Origin of the sequence: Mesorhizobium shangrilense (assembly GCF_040537815.1) — a bacterium.
GTDB classification, from domain to species: domain Bacteria; phylum Pseudomonadota; class Alphaproteobacteria; order Rhizobiales; family Rhizobiaceae; genus Mesorhizobium; species Mesorhizobium shangrilense.
Genome location: NZ_JBEWSZ010000001.1, coordinates 3200383 through 3222194 on the forward strand (window position 1 = coordinate 3200383; position 21812 = coordinate 3222194).

Genomic DNA, 21812 nt, shown 5'->3' on the forward strand with positions numbered 1-21812 from the left:
GAGCTTCGGAACGTAGACGAAAAAGCGGCAGCCCGCACTGCTGCCGCTTTTTCGAGAGAATTACGGTTACCTGTTGCCGCGAATGAGGTCAGATGCCTTTTCGCCGATCATGATCGTTGCGGCATTGGTATTCGAACCGATCAGGCTGGGCATGGCGGACGAATCGCAGATGCGGATGTTTTCCAGTCCCCGCACGCGAAGTTTCGGATCCACCACCGCCATGGTATCGACGCCCATCTTGCAGGTGCAGGTCGGATGATAGGAGGTGCGGCCATAACGGCGCGCATAGTCCTCATAGTCCTTCTGCGTCCTGACGTTGTCATCAGGCAAATGCAGCCGCTTGATGTACTTTTGCAGCGAAGCCTGCTGGAAAATCTCGCGGCTGATGCGCACCCCTTCCGCCGAGATTTTCAGATCGGCGGGATCGGCTAGAAAATTCGGATCGATGATCGGCTTGTCGGCGGGGTCGGCCGAACGCAACCGGACGGTGCCGCGGCTTTTCGGCCGAAGCGTGTAGGAATTGAGCGTGATGCCTGAGCCCGAAGGGACGCTCGGAACACCGTCCTCGGCGCCGGCACCGGCCAGGAAATGAAACTGCAGGTCTGGAATGGCGGACGATCGGTCGCCATACCAGAACGCACCGCCTTCGACGACGTTCGACGTCACCGGACCGCTCTTGAACAGCTTGTACTGCAGACCTGCCCAGAGCATCCAGTGAAGCTTGTTGTACTTGTCGAGGCTGGTCGGGCCTTTCAGCTCGGCGACGATATCGACACCGTAATGGTCGGTGAGGTTCTCGCCGACGCCGGGCAGGTCGTGGACGATTTCGATGCCGTGCTGTTTGAGATGCGCCGCCGGCCCGACACCCGACAGCATCATGATCTTTGGCGAACCGATCGCGCCAGCGGTGACCAGCACCTCGCTGTCGGCACGCGCAATGCGCGCCTCGCCGGCACGTCGGTACGCCACGCCGATGGCTCGAACGCCCTCGAAGAGGATGCGGTCGACCAGGCATCCGGTCTCGACCGTCAGGTTGGGGCGGCTCTCGGCCGGCCGGAGATAGCCGACAGCCGCGGAACAGCGCCGTGCATCCTTGGTGGTTGTCTGATAGACGCCGGCACCTTCCTGCACCGTGCCGTTGAAATCGGGATTGTAGGGCATGCCGAATTCCTGGCATGCCTGCACGAAGGCTCGCGTCGTCGGTTGCGGATCGGGGATATTCGAAACACCGAGCGGACCATCGGTGCCGTGCATCTTGCCAGAAAATGTGGTGTTGCCTTCCGAGCGCAGGAAATAGGGTTGCACATCGGCGAACGACCAGGCGTCGGCGCCCTCATCACGCGCCCAGCGGTCGTAGTCGGCGGGATGTCCGCGCGTATAGACCTCTGCGTTGATGGACGAACCGCCACCGATCACCTTGGCCTGCGCATAAGGGATCTCGCGCTGGTTGGCATGTTTCTGCGGCGCGGTCTTCAACCCCCAGGTCAAGGGACCGGAGGTCATCTTGGCGAAGCCTACCGGCATGTGGATGTAAGGGTTGGTGTCGCGGCCCCCGGCTTCGAGCAGAAGCACGCGCGCATCGGCATTTTCCGACAGACGCGCTGCGAGCACGCAGCCCGCCGAGCCGCCGCCAACGATGACGAAGTCGTATCCGCGTTCGCTTGTCACGATACCCAAGGCTCTCGCTTCCCGAGTTCGATATGGACGGACTTGATCTGGGTGTATTCCTCGACACCGTAGATCCCGGCTTCTCGCCCCCATCCCGATTGCTTGAAGCCGCCCAGCGGCAGTTCCGGTCCGCCGGCAAGCGTGGTGTTGACCCAGAAGCGTCCGGCGCGCACGCGTCGCGTCACGGTCAGCGCCTTGTCGATGTTCTTGGTCCACACGCTGGCCGCCAGCCCATAGACTGTGTCGTTGGCGATGGCGATCGCCTCTTCGACCGTGTCGAACGGCATGATGCTGAGTACCGGACCAAAAATCTCGTCGCGCGCGATCGACATGTCGCCGGTCACGTCGCCGAACAGGGTCGGCGCGATGTATTGGCCACGGCCGAAGTCGAGCTGATCGCCGCCGCAGACCAGCCTGGCGCCCTCCGCCCTGCCCTTCTCAATATAGGACATGATGGTGTCGTTCTGCGCGGCCGTGGTGATGGCGCCGACCTGTGTGCCCGGATCAAGCGGATCGCCGACCTCTATCTTCGCGAACTTCGCCGCGACCATTTCCTCGAATGCGCGGGCCACCGAACGTTCGACGATCAACCGGCTGCCGCTGACGCAGCATTGGCCGGTGTTGAAGCCGATGCCGAAGGCGACGCCGTCGGCGGCGTCTTCCAGATCGGCGTCGGCAAAGACGATCTGCGGGTTCTTGCCACCGAGTTCCAGGCCAAGCTTCTTGAAGTTGCCGGTGGCCGCCTGGACACAGCGCCGGCCCACGGAGGTCGAGCCGGTGAAGGACAGCATGTCGATGTCCATATGCTCCGTCATCGCTTGGCCGATCGTGCTGCCCGATCCGGTCACCACATTGTAGCAGCCGGCCGGCAGCCCGGCTTCCGTCAGCACTTCGGCAAGGATCAGCGTCGTCGCCGAGGTCACTTCGGACGGCTTGGCGACGATCGTGCAACCGGCGGCAAGAATGAACGGCACGCGCTCGCACAGGATGAGGAAGGGAAAATTCCAAGGCGTGATGAGACCGACGACCCCGATCGGCTCGCGCGTCACCAGTCCGAACAGGCGGTCGCCGAGATTGTTGAAAGCGTCGCCATGCAGGGCGCGGGCAGCACCAGCCGCGTATTCGAAGATGCCGGCGCAACCGTCGACCTCGGCGCGGGCCTGGCTGATCGGCTTGCCGTTCTCCAGCGTTTCCCAAAGCGCGATCTCTTCGGCACGCCGGCGGATGATCTGTGCGGCCCGCAGCAGCACGCTCGCCCGTTCGACCGAGGGAATGCGCGACCAGCGCCCATCCTCGAACGCGCGCCGCGCCGCGGCCACCGCAAGGTCGAGATCATCCTTGGTGCATTTCGGAATGCGTGTCACCGCAACGCCATGTCCCGGGCTCCGCCGCTCGAAATAAGGACGCGATCCGGCTTCGACGACCTTGCCGTTGATGAAGAAACCGAACGTCCTTGGACTGGACGGCAGCAGAAGGTTGGCAGGTTGATGGTCCATAGTCTTCTCCTGGGCCCGTTGAATCCCGGCTCCGATCAGATTGCAATCTGCGTCTTGAGAGCACCCGGTCGATCCTTCAGCGTCTCGAACGCCTCCTGGATCGCCGCGAGTTGGTAGGTGGTGTTCACAAAGGGGGCGACGTCGAACCGGCCATGCAGCAAAAGGGTCAGCGCATCATGCATGTCCTCTCCCATGCCCGCGACCGATCCCTTCACCGAATTTTCCTTGAGCACGGTGTCGAGCAGCGCCAGCGGAATGCTGTCCCCGGGACCGGTGATGCCGAATGCCGCGACATGGCCGCCGGGCCGGATCAGGTCAAAGGCCTGGGCATAGAGCTGCGGCAGGCCGACGCTTTCAATGACGATGTCGGCACCGCGCCCGCCAGTCATCTTGAGCACGGTGTCCTTGACCTGCGAGGGATCGCTCACAACCGCGTCGGCGCCTGCCTGCATGGCGAGCCGCGCACGCTCCCCGGAAAGCTCGACCACAATGATGGGGGCGGCCCCGACCAGCCGCATCATCTGGATGTGAAGATTGCCGATCGGACCGGCGCCGAGAACCACGACGGACTGGCCAAAGCGCACTTTTGCCTTGCGCGCCGCGCGTACGACGCAAGCGATCGGTTCGGTCAGCGCCAGCGTCGCCGGCGCCGCATCAGCAGGTGCCGGAATGACCAGCCTGTCTGGAATGGCGACATATTCCGCGAATGCGCCGTCACGAGAGATGCCGACCTGGCGCACCTCCGCGCAATTGAGCACCTCGTTCCTGCGGCAATAGTAGCATGCGCCGCAGCCGATATTGATATCGGCCACCACCCTCTGCCCGAGGGCAAACCGGCCAGCCCTGTCCCCCACCCGGCTGATCGTGCCGGTGAACTCGTGGCCGGGGACGATGGGTAGCCTTTCCATGGCATAGTGGCCGTTGAACATGTGGATGTCGGTGCCGCAGATTCCGCAGCGATCGACCCTGATGAGGACCTCATCGGGTCCACAGCCAGGGACAGGCAGTTCCCTGACCTCGAAGCGTCGCGGCGAGACCAGGACCGCCGCCATCATCGTTTCCATGGCTGGGCTATTTCACGATACGCATCTTGGAACGGTCAATCGTCAGCGCGATTGCGGCGATCAGCACGATGCCGAAGACGATCTGCTGGCTTGTCGCCGGCACGCCGAAATACAGCATGCTGGCGCGCACCACCGCCACGATCAGCACACCGACCAGAGTGTTCAGCACACCGCCGACACCGCCCGTCAGCGGCGTACCGCCGACCAGGACGGCGACGATGGCCGGAAGCAGAAAACCTTCGGCAAGCGTCGGCGAGCCACCGGACAGCTTGACGGAGAAAAGCAGCCCGGCAATCGCGGCAAGCATGCCGGAGAAGGCGAAGGCCAGGATCTTGTAGCGCTCGACCTTGAGGCCGGAGGCGACGGCGGCAGGCTCGCCGGCACCGATCGCCTTCAGGGCGCGTCCCGTCGTGGTGCGATTCTGCAGGAACCAGGCAAGCAAGACCAGAACCAGGGCCAGGATCAACTCATGCGGCACGCCGCTCCATCCACTGCCGACCATCCAGCCGAAGGCGCGGTCGCGTTCACCGGCATCCATGTAAAGCGCGCGCTGACTGGAGGCATATTGCCCGACCGACAGCGCCAGGCCTCCCACCGCGAGCGTGGCGATGAAGGATGGCACCTTGAGCCGTGTCGTCACGAAGCCGGACAGGGCACCGAAAACCAATCCCGCCAGGATGACGAGCAGCCCACTGAATACGCCGAACATCGGTAGCGATATGGTTGCAAGCACGGTGGTCATGTTCGCCACTGACTGGGCCGATAGATCGATGCCGCCGATGTAGATGACGAGCGTCATGCCCAGCGCCATGATGAACAGCGGCACGATGTCTCCGGCGAGCTCGATCAGGTTTTGCGGCCGCAGGAAACTCGGGTGAACGACGCCGACGATAAGCACCAGCACCACCAGCGTGATCCACGGGAAGTGTCGCTTGAGCCGACCAAATGACATTGCGCGCTCCTGGGTCATGTCATGTAGTGGATGAGATCGTAGAGGGACGGCTTTCGGCCCGGCGGACAGTCGTACCATTTGCGGATCTCGCCATCCCTGATGACGGCAATGGTGTGGCTGAGGCCGATTGCCTCCTCGAGCGTATCGGCGACCAGGATGATGCCGACGCCGGCGCCGCACATGTCGCGCACCATGTCGTAGACGTCCTCCTTGGCGCCGATATCCAGGCCGCGAGTCGGATGATCGAGGAGGATGATGTCGGAGCCGCCGCTGCGCCATTTGGCGAGCACCACCTTCTGCTGGTTGCCGCCGGAGAGATTGGCGCAATCGACGTTCTCAGAGGACGCCTTGATCGAAAGCCGCTTGATCCAGTCGCGGGCCAGCTCCTTTTCCCTGCCAATCTCCAGCACGCCCGCATTCGAATAGTTGCGCATCTGCGAGAGCGTCATGTTCTCATAGACGGTCATGCCACCGACCATGCCCTCGACCTTGCGTTCACGCGGTACGTAGCCGACGCCGCACTCTACCCCGTGCGCGGCACTGAAGGTCTCGACGCGCCGGCCCTTGAGGGTGACGTGGCCGAGATGCGGTTTCTGCAGGCCGAAGATGGTGCGCAGGATCGCCTCGCGCCCCGAGCCTTCGACGCCGACCAGGCAGAGAACCTCGCCTGCATGCAGCTTGAGCGAGATGTCCTTGTAGCGACCCGCAAGGCTGATCCCGTCGACTTCGAGCAGAGGCTTTGCGGCATCGAAGGGCTTCTGCTTCTCCTCGCGGTAATATTCCTTGCTGATGTTGCGCCCGACCATCTTGTGCTGGATCGACGCGACATCGGCGTCCTTGCCGTCGACGACGTCGACCACGGAACCGTCCTTCATCACGTAAATGCGGTCGGAGAGTTCGATGACCTCGTCCAGCCGATGCGAAACGAAGATGAAGGAGGCGCGCTTGCGCAGGTCCCTGACAAGGCTGAACAGAAGGTCGATTTCCTCCTTGGCCAGCACCGAAGTCGGCTCATCCAGCAGGATGACGAGGTCGCCCTGTACACGTTCTTCCAGCGTCAACACCTTGGCGAGCTCCACCAGCTGGCGCTGCGCGAAGGACAGTTTCGAGGTGACCATCGCCGGGTCGATCGAAAGCTTGACCTTGTCGAGCTGCTGGCGCGCAGCCGCCGCCATCTTCTTCCAGTTGACGACGCCCAGGCGCACGAACTGCTGCTCGAATCCGAGGAAGATGTTCTCCATGACGGTCAGGTTCGGGATCAGCGACTGTTCCTGGAACACCATGCCGACGCCCATATCCATGGCCTGGCGCGGGTTGTGGAAGCGCACCGCCCGTCCATCCACGAGGACCTGCCCGCCATCATGCTGATAGGCGCCATAGATGACTTTCATCAACGTCGACTTGCCGGCGCCGTTCTCCCCGACAAGGCCGACGATCTCACCACGCTTGATGGTGAAGTCGATGCCTTTCAGCGCGTGCACGCCGGGGAATTTCTTCTCGACTTTCTGAAGCTCGAACATTGGCGCGTCACTTCACGAAAGACAGAGAGCGACGGTCGGTCGACAGATAGACCGCGATGATGACCAGCAGGCCGAGCACACCGTCCTGGACGTAGCTTGGCAATCCCATGACCACCATGCCGTTGCCGATGACATTGACGATGAGGACACCGACGAGTGTGTTCCACACGCCGCCGGCGCCTCCCCAGAGCGCAGTGCCGCCCACGACCACGGATGTGATGGAGACGAACATGAGGTTGCGTCCGGTAACCGTCTCGGCAATGCCGATCTGCGCCACCGCCAGCATGGCGCCGAGGGCGTAGAAGACGCCGGCGATGGCGAAGCCGATGACGCGCACCCTGGCCACGTTCAGGCCGGATGCATGGGCGAGGTCCTCGCCACCGCCGACGGCATAGAAATTCCGCCCGATCTTCGTGCGCCCCTGGATAAAGCCGGCAATGAGCAGCGCCGCCAGCGCGACGTAGACCATCAGCGGAAAGCCACCCAGCCGATAGGTAAGCAGCGAGCGGAAGAGCGGATCCTCGACACGAATCCGGTCGCCGCCGGTGATCAGCAGGGACAGGCCGATGCCGACGAAGCCCATCGACAGGCTCGCCATGAAGGACGGTATTTTCAGCCCGACATGCACCAGCCCGTTGATCAGGCCGAACAGGGCGCCGACGAACAGCGCGCCGACGACCGCCAGCCATCCCCATCCTGCCAGGCTGCCTCCCAATGCCGTGAACATGGTGGCGAACAACACAGCACAGACTGCGACGGCCCCTTCCATGGAGAGGTCGATCGATCCCATGAGGATGATGAAGGTGACACCGATGCCGATCATCAGCGACGGCGTCGACAGGATGGAAATGCGCGCGAAATTGCGCATGGAAAGGAAATTCGGATTGGCAACCGAGAAAAACAGGACGAGCGCGAACAGCACCAGAAGCGGCGCCCATTTCTGCAGATTGTCCCTGGTCAAGAAATTGTCCACGCACTTCTCCCGCGGGCAAGGGACGGCGAAGCGGGTCGCCGTCGCAAGCAAATCGCAGGCCGCCGGATCGGACGCGCACCGCCGTCGGTGCGCGTCCGCCAGCAGGCCGATTATTTGTACTTGATCTGACCGTTGCCCGGACCCCAGAAGTCCTTCCAGTCGTATTTCGGGGTGCTGTCGAGGTATTTGGCCTTGAACTCCGCCGCATCCTTAGGCGTGATGAGGATGGTCGGGCCGTAGAATTCGCGGTGTTCCTTGGGCTCGGCCGAAGGCTTGAACACACCTGTCGCCGCATAATAGGCAAGTGCCGCGGTGATGCCGCCGCCCCAATGGGGATTGGTGAAGACGGTCGCCAGGATCTCGCCCTTGGCCACAAGTTCGACGGCCTGCTGGTTGCCGTCATAGGAAACGATCGGCATGCCCTCGATGCCTTCGGCACGCAGCGCCTCTATGACGCCGTAGGCGATCGTGTCGTTGGCGCAATGCACGCCCTTGATGTTGTCACCGTAGCGGGTCAGGAAGCTCGCCATGATCTGGTTTGCCTTCTGCGTGTCCCAGTCGGCGGGCTGTGCGTCGAGCAGCTGAATATTCGGATAGTCCTTCAGCGCGTTCTTCAGGCCGTTGAGGCGCTCGATCGCCGGATTGTTGGACGCGATGCCGCCGAGATGGACGACGCCGCCCTTGCCGCCCATGGCATCAAAAAGGATGCGGGCGGTCTTCTCGGCGGGGCCTTCGTCCGACCAGGTCATATGCGACACGTAGTTGTCGCCGAAATCCCACGGATGCAGGTCGTCCGTCTTGTTCCAGATGGTGGAGACATAGGCACCGGCGGCGGCTACGGCTTCAACGACCGGACGACAGTTGGGCGCATCGTTCGCATCGATCGCAAGGGCCAGATTGCTGCCCTCCTTGCCCAGAAGCGCCTTCACGTCGGCGAGCGACTTCTCGCTTGATCCTTCGTTGATGAGGTTGACGAGCGCGCTCTTCGGCTTGCCAAGGCTTTCGACAAAGGCCTCGCCGCCCGACACGATGTAGTTCCAGTACGGGTTGGTACGGTCGCGGTAACTCCAGGCGATCGTCGGGTTTGCGGTTGTCGCGCGCGCCGGTGTCGCACCCAGGGTGCGCAGCGCGGCAGCGCCGCCAAGCCCGTAGGCCGAAGCGAGAAGCAGGTTACGGCGATTGATGGTTTCCTGCTCGATGAATTTCTTGATGAACGACATTCTTCTCTCTCCCAGCTGATCCGAATTCGAGCGAGCATCCTCCCAAGACGCGCACCCAGTTGAACCTTTACGCACTATCTAGTTACTTTTTTAGAGCTAACTTGTCAACAGGTCTCCGGCCGCGTTGACGGCGCTCCTCTAGGCATTGGCGACCCGCCCGATTGCGCTGCGAGGTGCCTCTATGTAACTATTGGGTTAGTTGGAAACTGGCCTTTAGCTTCACAGGCAGGCGCGAACAGGAAGCCTTCGCAAAATGCACCAGATTGCCGACGTTCGCCGTGAACCTGGCCGCTGCTATGGGCTGGCTCCTGGCCGCCGCGGAGTGCGTTTTGACAATTCGCTGGCCGCTCTGGTCACAATCCAGTTAGTGCGCCATATCGATGGTCAAATGTCGGATTCGAAATGGACCAGTTAGGAAAAAAGATGTTGCCGGCGAAGACAAGGAAGCCAAGAATTCGCGATGCGGAGGCAACCCAGAAGCGCATACTTGCGGCCGCCAAGCAGGAATTCGCCAAGAAGGGTTTGGGCGGCGCCAGAGTGGACGACATAGCCGAGCGCGCAAAAGCCAACAAACGCATGATCTACCATTATTTCGACAGCAAGGAGAGCCTGTTCCAGCGCGTGCTCGAAGACGCCTATGTCGATATCAGAACGGCCGAGCAGAAGCTGGAACTCGATCACCTCGATCCCAGGGAGGCGCTTGAGAAGCTGGTGCGCTTCACCTGGAAATACTATCTCGACAATCCGGAATTCCTCACCATGGTGAACAGCGAGAATCTGCACAAGGCGCGTCATCTCAAGAAGTCCAAGGTGGTTCAGGACATCAGCCGGCGTCTGGTCACGATGGTCGGCACGCTTCTGGAGCGCGGCGCCAAGCAAGGCTTGTTCCGGGACGGCGTCGATCCGGTTCAGTTGAACATCACGATCGCCGCCATAGGCTACTACTACCTCACCAATCGCTTCACGGGCTCCATCATCTACGAGCGTGATCTGATGTCGCGGGAAGCCCTGGATACAAGGCTGCAGTTCAATATCGACACCATCATGCGCCTTGTCTGCAAGTAGCGGTTTTTGCGGGGGCGGAGAGCACCAAGCCACCGATCACCACACCCAAGACGATCGCATCATTTCCGCCTTTGAGACGCCTGTTGCGCCTCCACCCACAATAGCGATGTCAACGAACGCATCCAACGGGAGACAAAGTCCGCCGACAGCAAGCGCTCGTTCCGAGGTGACCATCCAGTGTCGAGGGTGTCGGCTTGCGGTCCATTGAGGCTACGCGCCATTCGCGGTCAGCCAAGAATTCTCGAAATGAACGCCATTGGCGAGCTACTCACGGAGGCAGAGGCCGAAAGTGATCACCTCACCAAACTGAGCGAGCGGGTTCGCCGTGCCATTGTGCGCGACCATCAGCCTGCTATCCCAATCGCCAGTTGGCCCGAAGTTCATCGGCTGTCGCCGGCCGATAGCCCAGCCGAACAATGCAGTCTTTTGCCACTCCGACCAATTCCTCATTGCCGCGCGCCACGCGGCCGTCGGGCAGCAACAAATTGTTCTCGAAGCCGACGCGGATGTTTCCGCCGAGCAACGCACCGGCCAACACACATGCGGCCTCCTTGGGGCCGAACGCACATGTCGTCCAATACGAGAAACGTGGCACAGCATCATCGAGGAATGGCAGCAGGTCCATAGGGTCGGATGCTTGGCCCACCGTATATCGCCCCAGCACGTAAAGGACGGAAAGCTGTTCGAAGGGGATCACCCCGCGCGCTTTCAGGGCGGCCAGATGAATGGCTTCCTCCGGCGAGTACAGAATGAACTGCGGCGCAACATTCTCCTTGCGCAACCATTGCAGGAAAGCGCTGAGGCCGGTCTCGCCGTGCGCATCCGGCAAGAGTTCGCGCAAGGCGAGCGAGACCGATTCCGGCCGAACCTGCCTGATAACCTGCATCTGCTCGGCCGGACTGTAGATGCCCAGCGACTCGCTGGTGATCTGGACGACAAGCCTTTCGCCGACCGATCGCCTTATCGAGGCCAGTGCATCACGATAGGCCTCGGCATCGAGCAGATGCCGACCCTCCCGATCGCGAACGTGGACATGGATCATGCTGGCCCCTGCCTCGAGACACAGGCTGCCGACGCGGGCAAGCTCCGCCGCCGTCATCGGCAGCGCCGGGTGATCGGCCTGCGTTTTCCTGCCGCCATTGGGGGCAACGGCGATCGAGATCGGGCGACTCGGCGTCATTCAAACCTCAGGATATCGAAGGCGCTTGCAGCCAAGGCGGGCAACTCACCATCTTGGGTTGCGATCAAATCCCTTGCGTCGAAAAACATGGCGGCTCGTCGGCGCGGTCGTACACGCTCCATTCGACCGACTTGTCGCCTATGTGGAAAACGGCGGCGGCCAGGGTTTGCGCGCTGTCATCCAGTCGTTCGCGATAGACTGGCAGCACGGGGTCGCTCTTGTCCCACAGCACGGTCAACGGATCGACATCGTCATCTTGCGCGACCAGTTCATTTGCGCGTTTCAGCCTGGCGCGCGACGAAGCGGAGATTTCCTGGCGCTCATCCGATATGCCCTGATGTATGAGGTGGTTGGAGTGGCATTGCGTGTGCTCGATTCTGCGCACCGAGCAGTTTGAATGGGTGAATTCGACACCAAAGAGCCGGGAATCGCCGCTCTGCCCCAGTGTGACGTGATAGGCGCCGGAACGCTCCGATGTTTTGAGCAGCCGCACCGCTTCGTCGAGCGTATCGCAATCGAGCAAAGCGCGCCCAAGCAGAGTGCGTGGCAGACCAACGCCGACATCGAGCGCGCCGATGTGATTGATCGTCGCGACGAGGCCCGCTTCGGTGACAGCGAAGGCATGCCCGGGGATCGTGCCGGGGTAGATGAAGGAGGTGAACGCCTTGCTGCCGAGAGGCCGCACCCGCGCGATGGCGCAGCGGCTGATCTGTGCCGCGTCACCATCCTCATTGTGCGCGACGATCGGTTCGCTGCCGGGAATCTGCACAGTCGTGCACCCTTCGGGTGGCATCTCCCAAACGTCGCCGCGAAAGTGCCACAACACCATATCGTCGAACGGCAGACCAAGTCCGTCCGCCATTCCCCGCATCTCTTGCCAGTAAGTCGGGAAGCGGATCTCGACCATGCGCCGCATGAGCTCCACCCGCGAATCGTGGCGCCGCGCCATCACTTTGGCCCATACTTCACTCGGTACGGTGTAGGTGTGGACAAGGTCGGCGGCAAACCGGCCGAGTTGCACACCGACGTCGTAGTGCGTGCCGCCCACCTCGATGGTGGCCAGGCGACCTTGGTTTTTCATGAACATGCGTGAGCTCCTCCAACGCGGATTCAGGCCGGACCGGGTCCGGCTATTGGTGGAAAGCTCCACCAAGACGCGTGACGATGCGGCCGGCGGAGTTGGAACGGATTGCGATCGTTCAATCCTCGACGAAGGTATCGAAGGCTCGGTAGAACGCTTCATTCCGTTTGATGATTTCGAAGACATCGTCGCCGATCTTGCTGACGATGACGGTGATCAAGGCCTGCACCACCGCAAGAGTGGAGACCACGGAAGACAACAGCGACGAATGGCTGGCGGCAAGCACCAGCCTGACGTCCGAGATGGCAACGGTAGGTGCCAGCGAGCTGTCGACGATCGAAATGACCTTGGCTCCGGCATTCCTGGCGAAGCGGGCAATGCGCACGGTGTCGCGCGAATAGCTTCGATGCGACAGCACCACGACCGCATCCTGCGGACCGGCGTCGCGCACCTCATCGCCAAGAGCTCCGCCCCGCCCATCGACCAGCACGGTGTTGGCGGAAAACATCTTGCAATTGTAGTCGAGGAAGTAGGCCGCCGAATACAGGCTGCGGAAGCCGACGATGAAAACGCGCTTGGCCGCGATGATGATGTCAGCGGCGGCAACAAGGTCCTCTATCCTGATCTGACTTGCCGTCGACTCCAGATCCAACATGTCGCGCGCGAAAACCTCCGCGACGGCCTCGCTCATGCGGCCGAGCTTGCCTTTGGCGCGCAAGCCTTCGACGCGCCCGCGCATGGTCGTCCCCTGGTCGCCAAGCCAACTCCTGAAGGGATCCCTGAACTCGTTGTAGCGCTCGAAGCCGAGTTCCCGTACCAGACGCATCAGGCTGGAGGGATGGACATTGGCCAGATCCGAGACCTGCCGAAGCGAGTGCATGGCAATCTTCTCCGGGTTCTCGCGGACATAGCGAGCGGCCATCCGAAGCTGTTTCGGATAGGTCTCGAACGTCGCGTCGATCTTGCTGTTGATTTCGTCCAGGCTCATTTTCCACTCATCAAATTTCGGGCCGCCGGCAACCTATCAACAGCCCTGCCGACTGCGCTAGGGTCGAGCCAACGCTACGCGCTTTCGGCGCGCAGGGCACGGTCCACCGCGCGGCCGAGCTTATCGACCATTTCCTCGATATGATGCGGTTCGACGATGTAGGGCGGCATCAGCAGGACGTGCTCACCAACCCCGCTCTCCGACGATGAGCTCGAGGCATAGCAGATCAGGCCAAGATCGAGCGCGTGCTCGCTCAGCTTCGTATGTATCTGGTGCGATGGGTCAAAATTCCGCTTGGTCGCACGGTCGGCCACGAGCTCGATGCCTTGGATAAGGCCCCGCCCCCTGATGTCGCCGACATGGGGATGCTCGGCGAAACGCTCGCGCAACAACTGGTCCAACAGCGCTCCCGATTTGCGGATATTGGAATAGAGATCGCGCCGCTCGATCTCGCGCTGCACGGCAAGGGCCGCCGCGCAGGCGAGCGTATGGCCGTGAAAACTGTGGCCATGCCAGAAAAAGCCGGTCTTGTCCCTTATCGCATCATGGATGGCATTGCTGACCAGTACGCCACCGAGAGGCGCGTAGCCGCCGGCCAGCGCCTTGCCGATCATCACCAGATCGGGCGCAACGCCTTCCTGCGTGAAGGCATATCTGGTGCCCACCCGACCCATGCCGCACATCACCTCATCAAGGATGAGCAAGATGCCGTAGCGGTCGCAGATGCGGCGGATTTCTCGGAAATACCCTGACGGAGCTTCCACGGCGCCAAGGGTGGCGCCAACAACAGTCTCGCAGATGAATGCCGAGACGCGCGATGGCCCTACCTCTTCGATCACTGCTTCCAATTCGCGGGCGGTCCGCAAGGCGAAATCGTCAAGCGTCTCGCCTTCCAGCAACCCGCGATAGGCATAGGCTGGTCCGATATGCGCCGTGTTGGTTGGGAGCACCGGTGAGAATGGGCCGCGGCGCATGGCGCTGCCACCAGCTGCCAATCCCGCCAATGTGCTGCCGACGTACCCAGCGCGGCGACCGATGACGATATGCCGTTCCGGTTGCCCGATATCGAGAAAATACTGCCGCGTCAGCTTGAGCGCCGCATCGGCGGCTTCGGCACCGCTGTTGGTGAACCAGACATGCGACAGCTGGTCGGGTGCATCGGCGCACAGGTTTTCCGCCAATTCCTCCATCGGCGCGGTGGTGAAGAAGGCGGTGTGGGCATAGGCGATAGCATCGATCTGCGCGTGCATTGCCGCGCGCACCGCAGCGTTGCTGTGACCGAGACACGAAGGACCCGAGCCGGAGCTGCCATCGAGATAGCGGTTGCCGTTTCTGTCGATAATGTAGACGCCGTCGCCTGCGACTGCTTCGCGGATTGTCGGCGCCAGCAGGTCGCGGTGGAACGCTGAACTTTCGCCAATCGCGACAGGCGAAGGCCGATCGCCCTGGCGCGGAATTGAGCTCGGCGCGCTCATGGCGCCGCCGCTCCGCCGGCATGGCCGGAGATCGCGGCGACACATTCAATCTCGACAAGCGCCTCGGCGGCGACCAGGCCGGCGATCACCGTCGAGCTGGCATAGTCGATGCCGGCAAGCCTCGACCGGCGTGCCCGGTTCATCGCCTCATAGTCCGAAGCATTGCGCAGAAAGACGGTCATCTTGACGAGGTCCTGTAGCGCGCCGCCAGCGGCCCGCAGCACCTTTTCGATGCTGTTGAAACAATGCAGCGTCTGCTGCTCGGCATCGCCTGGATGGAGGATGGCGCCGCTCTTCGGGTCACGCGCCAGGAAGCCGGACGTATGGACCAACGTGCCGCCATCAACGGCGATGGCGCTTGAGAACGGCGCGCCCGGAGGCGAAACACCTTCGGCAGTGATCATTCGTTTCATGACAGTCCTATTCCAGCCAGCTCAGATGTTGATGGACGAAATCGCAGCCAACCATATCGACGTAGGCGGCTGTCAGACGGGCCGTGACCAGCCCGGGCAGCGAGGTTCCGACCTTGCGGCCGTTGAACGAAGTCACTGGGCAGATGCAAAGGCTGGTCGAGGCGATGAACATTTCATCCGCTATCGCCGCGTCATAGAGATCGAGGTCGGTTTCGCGCACCTCGATGCCGAGGTTTTGCGCAATCTCGATCACCGTCGCGCGGCTGATGCCCGGCAGGATGTTTTGCGCCCGGGGGGTCATCAATACGCCGTCGCAGACGAGGAAGATGTTGTTGCCCTCGCCTTCCGCGAGGTTGCCATTCTCATCCAGCAGCAAGGCCCAGGCCTGCGGATCGACCCGCTTCACGTCGTTGCCCGCCAGGATGATGTTGAGATACTGGTTCATCTTGGCGCGCGGGCTGAGTGCTTTGGCCGAAGTCCGCGGCGTTGCCGGCGTCACCACCTTGATGCCGTCGCGATAGAGTTTCGCGCGCTTGGCGATGGGCAGCGGGCAGCATTCGATGATGACGTTGGGACCGGTGTGTTCCCATCCCTCGTCGCCGATCGCCTGAACGCCGGCGCTGATCCTCTGGCCGATCCAGTAATCTTCGCGCTCGGTCAGCAGATGGCGGTTGCGGTCGAGCGTCTCTTCGCTCAACGCCATCATCCGATCGAACTCGAGCCCGCAATCGATGTCGAGATATCTCAGCGAACGGTAGAGCCGCTGCACGTGCTCCTTCAGCCTGAAGGGGCGTCCATGGAAGGTGCGCGTCAAGTCGAAGGCGCCATAGCCGCGCAGCGAGCTGAGGTCGCGGAACGGAACGCAGACCTCGCGTTCGGGCATGAACCGACCATTGAAATAGGCAACGCGCTGCGTGGCCGCCATCGTCTCCTCCATTTTTTCGGCGCCTCATCGACTGGGAGAACTAACAACCGTTTGCGCAAAAAAGAAACATATTTTTTTTCTTGATCAAAAAGAAATGCGTTTGTATTGTTGCTCGATCCGCCGGACCAACGGGAACTGGGACGCGGCTGGGCCAGGCCATGCTGGCGCAATCTCGAACAACGTTTCGAACAACAATGAGAGGAACGATCCCCGTGTCCGGTGAAAAAGATCATCCCTATATTCCGCGCCTGCGCACTCAGCTGGCTGATAACAAGATCGACCGCCGCGAATTCCTGCGCACGGCCACACTGTTGGGCATATCGGCATCAGCGGCGATGATGATGGCCGGAGAAATTCATCCGGCACGCGCCGCGGAGACGCCGAAGGCGGGCGGATCGATACGCATCGAAAACAAGAATTCGTCGGCCGACCCGGCTGTCATGACCAGCATCGACAGTTCCAATGCCACGCGACAAACACTTGAATATCTTACGGAAACAGGCGCTGACAACATCACGCGACCCTATCTGCTTGAATCCTGGAAGCCGAGCGAGGATCTGCGCAGCTGGACCCTCAACGTGCGCAAGGGGGTGAAGTGGCAGGACGGTCGGGATTTCACCGCCGACGATGTCGCCTGGAACATCAAGCGCCTTCTCGCCGACGAAACCGGCTCATCGGTGCTCGGCCTGATGAAGGGCTACATGCTCAACGAAACCGTGGGTGCGGACGGCAAGGCAACGCACTCGCTGTGGGATGCCAACGCCGTCGAGAAGGTCGACGATCATACGATCAAGCTGAACCTCAAGGTCGCGCAGATCGCCGTGCCGGAGCACCTGTTCCACTATTCCTTCGCCATGGTCGATCCGACAGCCTCCCCCAAGTTCAGGGCCGGCATCAACGGCACCGGACCGTTCCGCGTCGTCGAACTCAATCCCGGGCGCAATGTCGTCTATGAGCCCAACAAGGCCTATTGGGGCCAGCGCCCCTATCTCGACAAGCTCGAATTCGTCGACTATGGCGACGAGCGCGCGGCCGTGCCGGCGGCGCTGATTTCCGGCCAGATCCAGGGCATATTGAATGCGGAGCCGCAGCAGATGCCGTTGCTGCGCAACCAGCCGCATTTGCAGCTTTACGAAGTGCTGACCGGCGACGGCCCGGCGCTCCGCTTCCGGGTCGACCACAAACCCTTCGACAATCCGAAGGTGCGCCTGGCCCTGAAGCTCGGTGTCGACAATGTGGCGGTCGCGAAGCTTGCGCTGGGCGACATGGGCAGCGCCGGCGAGGACCATATGGTGGCGCCGGTGCACCCTGAATATTTCAAGCTGCCGGCCTTCCCCCAGGATATTGCCCGTGCCAAGCAACTGCTTGCCGAAGCAGGCTTCCCTGATGGGCTGCAGTTCGAAGTGGCCGTCACCAAGACACCAGCCTACCATGTGCTGGTTGTCCAGGCGATCGTCGAGATGTGGAAGCAGATCGGCGTCAACGCCACCATCAACGTCATGCCGACCTCGGCCTATTACGATGTCTGGACGAAGATCCCGGTCGGCCTGACATCGTGGGCGCACCGGCCGCTGGGTATCATGAATATCGGCCTCGCCTACAGATCGGGTGCACCATGGAATGAATCCGGCTACAACAATCCGGAGTTCGACAGGTTGCTGACGCAGGCCGAATCCGTTGCCGATCCCGTGGAACGACGCAAGGTCATGGAGCCGATCGAAAAGATCCTGCAGGAAGACGGGCCGATGATCCAGGCCACGTGGCGAAAGCAGGCGACCTTCTATGCCAAGAGCGTTGGTGGCTTCTCGATGCATCCCAGCCAGTATATCTTCGCCAGAAATCTCTGGCTCAAAGCTTAGACATGCTGGCCTTTGCCCTGCGCCGGCTGGGCCAGCTTCTGGTGACGGCGATCATTTCCAGCTTCCTGCTGTTCGTCGTCACCGAGTTCTCCCCCGGAACGGTATCGCGCCAGATTCTTGGCCCGTACGCCTTGCCGAACCAGGTGGAACTGCTCGACCAGAAGCTCGGCCTGTCGCAACCCCTGCCGCGACGCTATCTCAACTGGCTTTCCGTCCTTGTCGGCTTGAAAGCGAATCCGCTGGGCGACCCGGCGCTTGGGCTCGATCTCACTGACAGCCGTGGCGACCGCTATTTCGGCAATTTCGGCTATTCGCTGATGTTCAAGCAACCGGTGCGCGATGTGCTGGCGGAGCCTCTTGCCAATTCGGCCTTGCTGGGCGCGGTGGCGATGGCCTTCATCATTCCGCTGTCGCTGTTCATCGGCATCGTTGCCGGGGCGAATGCCGGAACGCGGCTTGACCGGCTGCTCAGCTTCGGCTGCCTGATCGTCACATCGATCCCCGAATACGCGGCCGGCGTCATCCTGCTCACCATCTTTGTCTCGTATTTCAGCTGGCTACCGGGGACCAGCCCCTTGCTGGCCAGCGAGCAATGGTCGGTCGCCAGCCAACTCGTGCTTCCCGTAGCCGTGCTGACGCTTGCTTCGGCCGGCTATGTCGCGCGTATCGTCCGCGCCTCGATGGCTGACACGATGACCAAGCCCTACGTGCGCACCGCGCTGCTCAAGGGCCTGACCAAGCGGCAGATCGTCATGCGCCACGTCATCCGTAACGGCATGATTCCGCCAATGACCGTGCTCCTGTTGCAGTTGAACTGGCTGGTCGGCGGCGTGGTGGTGTGCGAGTCGATCTTCGCCTATCCCGGCGTTGGCAGACTTCTGCTGCAAGCCGGACTGTTCGGTGACCTGGCGCTTGTCCAGACCATCACGCTGATGAGCCTCGCGATGGCCGCGGTCACGCAGCTTCTGGCCGATATCTCCTATATGGCCCTCAACCCAAGGGTTCGACTTACATGATGGACACCCACGACCATCAGACGCGGCTAAAGTCGACGAACCACCTCCTGTGGCGGCAATTCTGGCCGAGAGCGACGAGCGCCCGCTTCGGCATTTCGCTGATCCTGCTCTGGATCGTCGTTGCCTTGTTGGCACCATGGATTTCTCCCTATCCGCCCAATGCGCAGGACATGGCGGCCCTCGCCGATCTCGGGCCGACATCAGCGCATTGGCTGGGGACTGACCTGCTTGGCCGTGACATCCTTTCCCGTATTCTTTGGGGCGCGCGCACCACATTGGTGGTGGTGCCGATCGCGACGGCTTCGGCATTTGGTGTCGGCACGACGATCGGGCTGGTTTCCGGCTATTTTGGTGGCATTGTCGACCGCGCGATTTCCGGTCTGTCCGATATCATCCTGTCGTTTCCGACGCTCATCCTCTACATCGTCCTGATCACCTCGATCGGCCCGTCGGTGCTCAACATCGTCATTGCGATCACGCTTGCCTCGGCACCTAGCATTGGCCGCATCACGCGCGGCCTGACCCTGGATTTGCGGTCGCGCGGCTATGTGGCGGCGGCCGAGATGCGTGGCGAGAGTGTGTTGTTCACGCTTTTTCTGGAAATCCTGCCCAATGCTCGCGGCCCGCTGCTTGCCGATCTGTGCATGCGCGCAGGCCTTGCCGTGGTCACAGTCGGGACGCTCGGCTTCCTCGGCCTTGGCCTGCCGCCGCCCGATCCCGACTGGGGCAGCATGGTGGCCGAGAACGTGACCATGATCCCAGTCTACCCCTACATGGCGCTGTTCCCGGGCCTTGCCATGTGCTCGCTGGTGATCGGCTTCAGCATGCTCGCCGACGGACTGGAGGAAGACCAATGACCTCGCTTCTTCAGGTCGAGAACCTGTCGCTCGTTTACGGAGCCGATCAGGTCGTGCGCGACCTGTCATTCACCATCGGGCGCGGCGAAAGCTTTGGCCTGGTTGGCGAATCCGGCAGCGGCAAGAGCAGCATAGCCAATGTCATCATCGGAGATCTGCCCAAGATCGCCACGGCGCGCGGCAGCATCCGCTATGACGGCATGGACCTGCTCAGCGCCAGCCGGGAGCAACTTCGTGCCTTGCGCGGACGGCGCATCGGCTTTGTCCAGCAGGATCCCGGCGCCAGCCTCAATCCAACCATGCGCATCGGGCGCCAGTTGGTGGAAGCTCTGGAGCATGGCGGCGCTCCGGTCCGTGGGCGGAGCGAGCGCGCAGCCGAGATGTTGTCCCGCGTCGGCTTCGACAATCCCGGCGCCATCATGGCCCGCTATCCGCATCAGATTTCCGGTGGCCAACAGCAGCGGGTGATGATTGCCATGGCGCTGCTGCCGCAGCCCGACCTAATCCTGCTCGACGAGCCGACCTCCGGGCTCGACGTCACTGTCGAGGCAGCGGTGATCAAGCTGATCGCGGAACTGCGGGCGCGGTTCGGCACTTCCCTGCTGTTCATATCCCACAATCTCAACCTGGTGGCCAAGGCCTGTGATCGGGTCGGCGTGCTCTATGCCGGCGACCTGGTCGAGGAAGCGCTTGCAGGCAGTGTGTTCGAAAACCCACGACACCCCTACACGCAAGGGCTGGTGAAATGCCTTCCCGGGCAGAGCACCATCTTGCAGCCCATCCGCGGCCACGTGCCCTCGCCCCACGAGCGCGGTCCGGGTTGTCTGTTCGCATCACGTTGCGGCCACCATCTCGCCAGTTCATGTGATGCACCTTTCGAGGCGATGGCGCTGAACCAGTCGCATCGGGTGCGTTGCGCAAGACTTGGCGACGTACCCATCTTTGCCAGCCAGATCGGCGCGCCAGAAGTCAGAGCGATCGACGGGCCGACGGCCATCACAATCCGAGGCCTTCGAAAAAGCTATCCGACTTCAGGCGGAGATCACTTCGTCGCCAATGACGACATCGACCTTGAAATTCGGCAGGGCGAAATCCTTGGACTGGTTGGCGAATCGGGATCGGGAAAATCAACCCTGGCAAAGATCATTGCCGGATTTGACGTTGCGACCTCTGGGACGATCCTGATCGGCGACACCGATATTGCCAAATTGCCGGTCCGCAAACGCAGCAGGCTTTTGCTGCGGCAGGTCCAGATGGTGTTTCAGAACCCCGACTCCACACTCAACCCGACCCACACGATCGGCTGGGCGCTGGGCCGTGCGGTTCGAAAACTGGAGACCGAACCAAGCCGGCGCACGGATCTGGCCGGGCGGGTGCGCGAATTGCTTGGCCTGGTGGCGCTATTGCCCAGCCTCGGCGGCCGCAAACCAAAAGCCTTGTCGGGAGGGCAACGCCAGCGTGTCGCCATCGCCCGCGCGCTGGCGGCACAACCTCGCCTACTGCTTGCCGACGAATGCGTCTCAGCGCTCGACGTGTCGGTCCAGGCGGCGATCATCGAACTTCTGCAAGACGTCAGGGCGCGAACCGGGACGGCTATTCTGTTCATCAGCCATGACCTGCCCTTGGTCCGGCAGATAAGCGACCGTATCGTCGTCCTTTTCCGGGGCAAACCGATGGAAGTCGGCTCCGCTGCCCAAGTCTATTCGCTTCCGCTGCACCCATACACGGAGGCACTTCTGTCGGCGGACACACATCGCCCAGCAGAGATGAAAAACGCGGCGACCGATGGGCTCTCCAACAGCCTTGGCGGATGCCCTTACGCACAAAGGTGTGGGCGCGCTATCGGAGAGATTTGTTGGACGCAGGCACCGCCATATCAGACCGTTGCCGACGGACATCAAATTTATTGCCATATTCCTGTGCACGAATTGCTGCACCTCCAAAAAGCCGAGCCAGCGCTTACATCAGGGATTGCAAAGAGTTTGCCGCGCCCAGGGCAAACATCCGAAGTGCCCCAATGGTCATCCACATAAGCAGCGGATAGCAGCCGACACTGGTTG

General features: G+C 61.8%; 18 protein-coding genes. 5 read left to right on the forward strand and 13 right to left on the reverse strand.

Going from position 1 to position 21812, the window contains the following annotated elements:
* Positions 1-66: 66 nt before the first annotated feature.
* From ABVQ20_RS15775 to ABVQ20_RS15805, 7 genes are all read right to left on the reverse strand, one after another.
* Positions 67-1668 carry a GMC family oxidoreductase gene (locus ABVQ20_RS15775; RefSeq protein WP_435528419.1) on the reverse strand — a complete coding sequence of 534 codons (1602 nt, stop codon included), beginning with the start codon at positions 1666-1668 and terminating at the stop codon, positions 67-69.
* On the reverse strand, positions 1665-3164 hold the full coding sequence (locus ABVQ20_RS15780) for an aldehyde dehydrogenase family protein (RefSeq protein WP_354460440.1): 1500 nt from the start codon (positions 3162-3164) through the stop codon (positions 1665-1667). The genes ABVQ20_RS15775 and ABVQ20_RS15780 overlap by 4 nt, the downstream gene beginning before the upstream one ends.
* A 35-nt stretch (positions 3165-3199) precedes the next feature.
* The gene (locus tag ABVQ20_RS15785) at positions 3200-4216 is read right to left on the reverse strand and encodes a zinc-dependent alcohol dehydrogenase (RefSeq protein WP_354460441.1); all 1017 of its coding nucleotides are present in this window, start codon (positions 4214-4216) and stop codon (positions 3200-3202) included.
* 19 nt (positions 4217-4235) lie between these two features.
* Entirely contained in the window at positions 4236-5180 is a 945-nt protein-coding gene (locus tag ABVQ20_RS15790; protein ID WP_354460442.1) for an ABC transporter permease, read from the reverse strand.
* A 14-nt stretch (positions 5181-5194) separates the two neighbouring features.
* Complete coding sequence (locus tag ABVQ20_RS15795; RefSeq protein WP_354460443.1) at positions 5195-6700, reverse strand: sugar ABC transporter ATP-binding protein; 1506 nt, start codon at positions 6698-6700, stop codon at positions 5195-5197.
* Between the two features lie 7 nt (positions 6701-6707).
* Positions 6708-7673 carry an ABC transporter permease gene (locus ABVQ20_RS15800; RefSeq protein ID WP_354460444.1) on the reverse strand — a complete coding sequence of 322 codons (966 nt, stop codon included), beginning with the start codon at positions 7671-7673 and terminating at the stop codon, positions 6708-6710.
* A 110-nt stretch (positions 7674-7783) separates the two neighbouring features.
* Complete coding sequence (locus ABVQ20_RS15805; protein WP_354460445.1) at positions 7784-8893, reverse strand: sugar ABC transporter substrate-binding protein; 1110 nt, start codon at positions 8891-8893, stop codon at positions 7784-7786.
* 423 nt (positions 8894-9316) lie between these two features.
* Here ABVQ20_RS15805 and ABVQ20_RS15810 point away from each other — a divergent pair, with 423 nt between their 5' ends.
* On the forward strand, positions 9317-9958 hold the full coding sequence (locus ABVQ20_RS15810) for a TetR/AcrR family transcriptional regulator (protein WP_354460446.1): 642 nt from the start codon (positions 9317-9319) through the stop codon (positions 9956-9958).
* Between the two features lie 352 nt (positions 9959-10310).
* On the opposite strand, the gene ABVQ20_RS15815 is transcribed toward ABVQ20_RS15810, so the two are convergent.
* The 6 genes from ABVQ20_RS15815 to ABVQ20_RS15840 form a co-directional block, all read right to left on the reverse strand.
* A complete protein-coding gene (locus ABVQ20_RS15815; RefSeq protein ID WP_354460447.1) occupies positions 10311-11138 on the reverse strand; it encodes a beta-keto acid cleavage family enzyme in 828 nt (275 codons plus the stop codon).
* A gap of 64 nt (positions 11139-11202) precedes the next feature.
* Positions 11203-12288: a C45 family autoproteolytic acyltransferase/hydrolase gene (locus tag ABVQ20_RS15820; RefSeq protein WP_354460448.1), complete on the reverse strand. Its 1086-nt coding sequence runs from the start codon at positions 12286-12288 to the stop codon at positions 11203-11205.
* A gap of 49 nt (positions 12289-12337) precedes the next feature.
* The gene (locus ABVQ20_RS15825; protein WP_354460449.1) at positions 12338-13207 is read right to left on the reverse strand and encodes a MurR/RpiR family transcriptional regulator; all 870 of its coding nucleotides are present in this window, start codon (positions 13205-13207) and stop codon (positions 12338-12340) included.
* A 74-nt stretch (positions 13208-13281) separates the two neighbouring features.
* Positions 13282-14682 carry an aspartate aminotransferase family protein gene (locus ABVQ20_RS15830; protein ID WP_354460450.1) on the reverse strand — a complete coding sequence of 467 codons (1401 nt, stop codon included), beginning with the start codon at positions 14680-14682 and terminating at the stop codon, positions 13282-13284.
* On the reverse strand, positions 14679-15095 hold the full coding sequence (locus ABVQ20_RS15835; RefSeq protein WP_354460451.1) for a RidA family protein: 417 nt from the start codon (positions 15093-15095) through the stop codon (positions 14679-14681). Before ABVQ20_RS15835 ends, ABVQ20_RS15830 begins: the two co-directional genes overlap by 4 nt.
* 7 nt (positions 15096-15102) lie before the next feature.
* Positions 15103-16020 carry an aminotransferase class IV gene (locus tag ABVQ20_RS15840; protein WP_354460452.1) on the reverse strand — a complete coding sequence of 306 codons (918 nt, stop codon included), beginning with the start codon at positions 16018-16020 and terminating at the stop codon, positions 15103-15105.
* A 212-nt stretch (positions 16021-16232) separates the two neighbouring features.
* Here ABVQ20_RS15840 and ABVQ20_RS15845 point away from each other — a divergent pair, with 212 nt between their 5' ends.
* The 4 genes from ABVQ20_RS15845 to ABVQ20_RS15860 are packed head-to-tail and all read left to right on the forward strand — an operon-like array spanning position 16233 to position 21785.
* A complete protein-coding gene (locus ABVQ20_RS15845) occupies positions 16233-17879 on the forward strand; it encodes an ABC transporter substrate-binding protein (RefSeq protein ID WP_354460453.1) in 1647 nt (548 codons plus the stop codon).
* 2 nt (positions 17880-17881) lie between these two features.
* On the forward strand, positions 17882-18895 hold the full coding sequence (locus ABVQ20_RS15850; protein WP_354460454.1) for an ABC transporter permease: 1014 nt from the start codon (positions 17882-17884) through the stop codon (positions 18893-18895).
* A complete protein-coding gene (locus ABVQ20_RS15855) occupies positions 18892-19752 on the forward strand; it encodes an ABC transporter permease (RefSeq protein ID WP_354460455.1) in 861 nt (286 codons plus the stop codon). The genes ABVQ20_RS15850 and ABVQ20_RS15855 overlap by 4 nt, the downstream gene beginning before the upstream one ends.
* Entirely contained in the window at positions 19749-21785 is a 2037-nt protein-coding gene (locus tag ABVQ20_RS15860) for a dipeptide ABC transporter ATP-binding protein (RefSeq protein WP_354460457.1), read from the forward strand. The genes ABVQ20_RS15855 and ABVQ20_RS15860 overlap by 4 nt, the downstream gene beginning before the upstream one ends.
* Positions 21786-21812 lie beyond the last annotated feature (27 nt).

Bases quoted from the DNA above. Each gene is read 5' to 3' on its own strand.
- ABVQ20_RS15815 (WP_354460447.1), bottom strand. From the start codon at position 11,138: ATGACGCCGAGTCGCCCGATCTCGATCGCCGTTGCCCCCAATGGCGGC.
- ABVQ20_RS15795 (WP_354460443.1), bottom strand. From the start codon at position 6,700: ATGTTCGAGCTTCAGAAAGTCGAGAAGAAATTCCCCGGCGTGCACGCG.
- ABVQ20_RS15855 (WP_354460455.1), top strand. From the start codon at position 18,892: ATGATGGACACCCACGACCATCAGACGCGGCTAAAGTCGACGAACCAC.
- ABVQ20_RS15785 (WP_354460441.1), bottom strand. From the start codon at position 4,216: ATGGCGGCGGTCCTGGTCTCGCCGCGACGCTTCGAGGTCAGGGAACTG.
- ABVQ20_RS15840 (WP_354460452.1), bottom strand. From the start codon at position 16,020: ATGGCGGCCACGCAGCGCGTTGCCTATTTCAATGGTCGGTTCATGCCC.
- ABVQ20_RS15810 (WP_354460446.1), top strand. From the start codon at position 9,317: ATGTTGCCGGCGAAGACAAGGAAGCCAAGAATTCGCGATGCGGAGGCA.
- ABVQ20_RS15790 (WP_354460442.1), bottom strand. From the start codon at position 5,180: ATGTCATTTGGTCGGCTCAAGCGACACTTCCCGTGGATCACGCTGGTG.
- ABVQ20_RS15830 (WP_354460450.1), bottom strand. From the start codon at position 14,682: ATGAGCGCGCCGAGCTCAATTCCGCGCCAGGGCGATCGGCCTTCGCCT.
- ABVQ20_RS15805 (WP_354460445.1), bottom strand. From the start codon at position 8,893: ATGTCGTTCATCAAGAAATTCATCGAGCAGGAAACCATCAATCGCCGT.
- ABVQ20_RS15780 (WP_354460440.1), bottom strand. From the start codon at position 3,164: ATGGACCATCAACCTGCCAACCTTCTGCTGCCGTCCAGTCCAAGGACG.
- ABVQ20_RS15860 (WP_354460457.1), top strand. From the start codon at position 19,749: ATGACCTCGCTTCTTCAGGTCGAGAACCTGTCGCTCGTTTACGGAGCC.
- ABVQ20_RS15825 (WP_354460449.1), bottom strand. From the start codon at position 13,207: ATGAGCCTGGACGAAATCAACAGCAAGATCGACGCGACGTTCGAGACC.
- ABVQ20_RS15835 (WP_354460451.1), bottom strand. From the start codon at position 15,095: ATGAAACGAATGATCACTGCCGAAGGTGTTTCGCCTCCGGGCGCGCCG.
- ABVQ20_RS15850 (WP_354460454.1), top strand. From the start codon at position 17,882: ATGCTGGCCTTTGCCCTGCGCCGGCTGGGCCAGCTTCTGGTGACGGCG.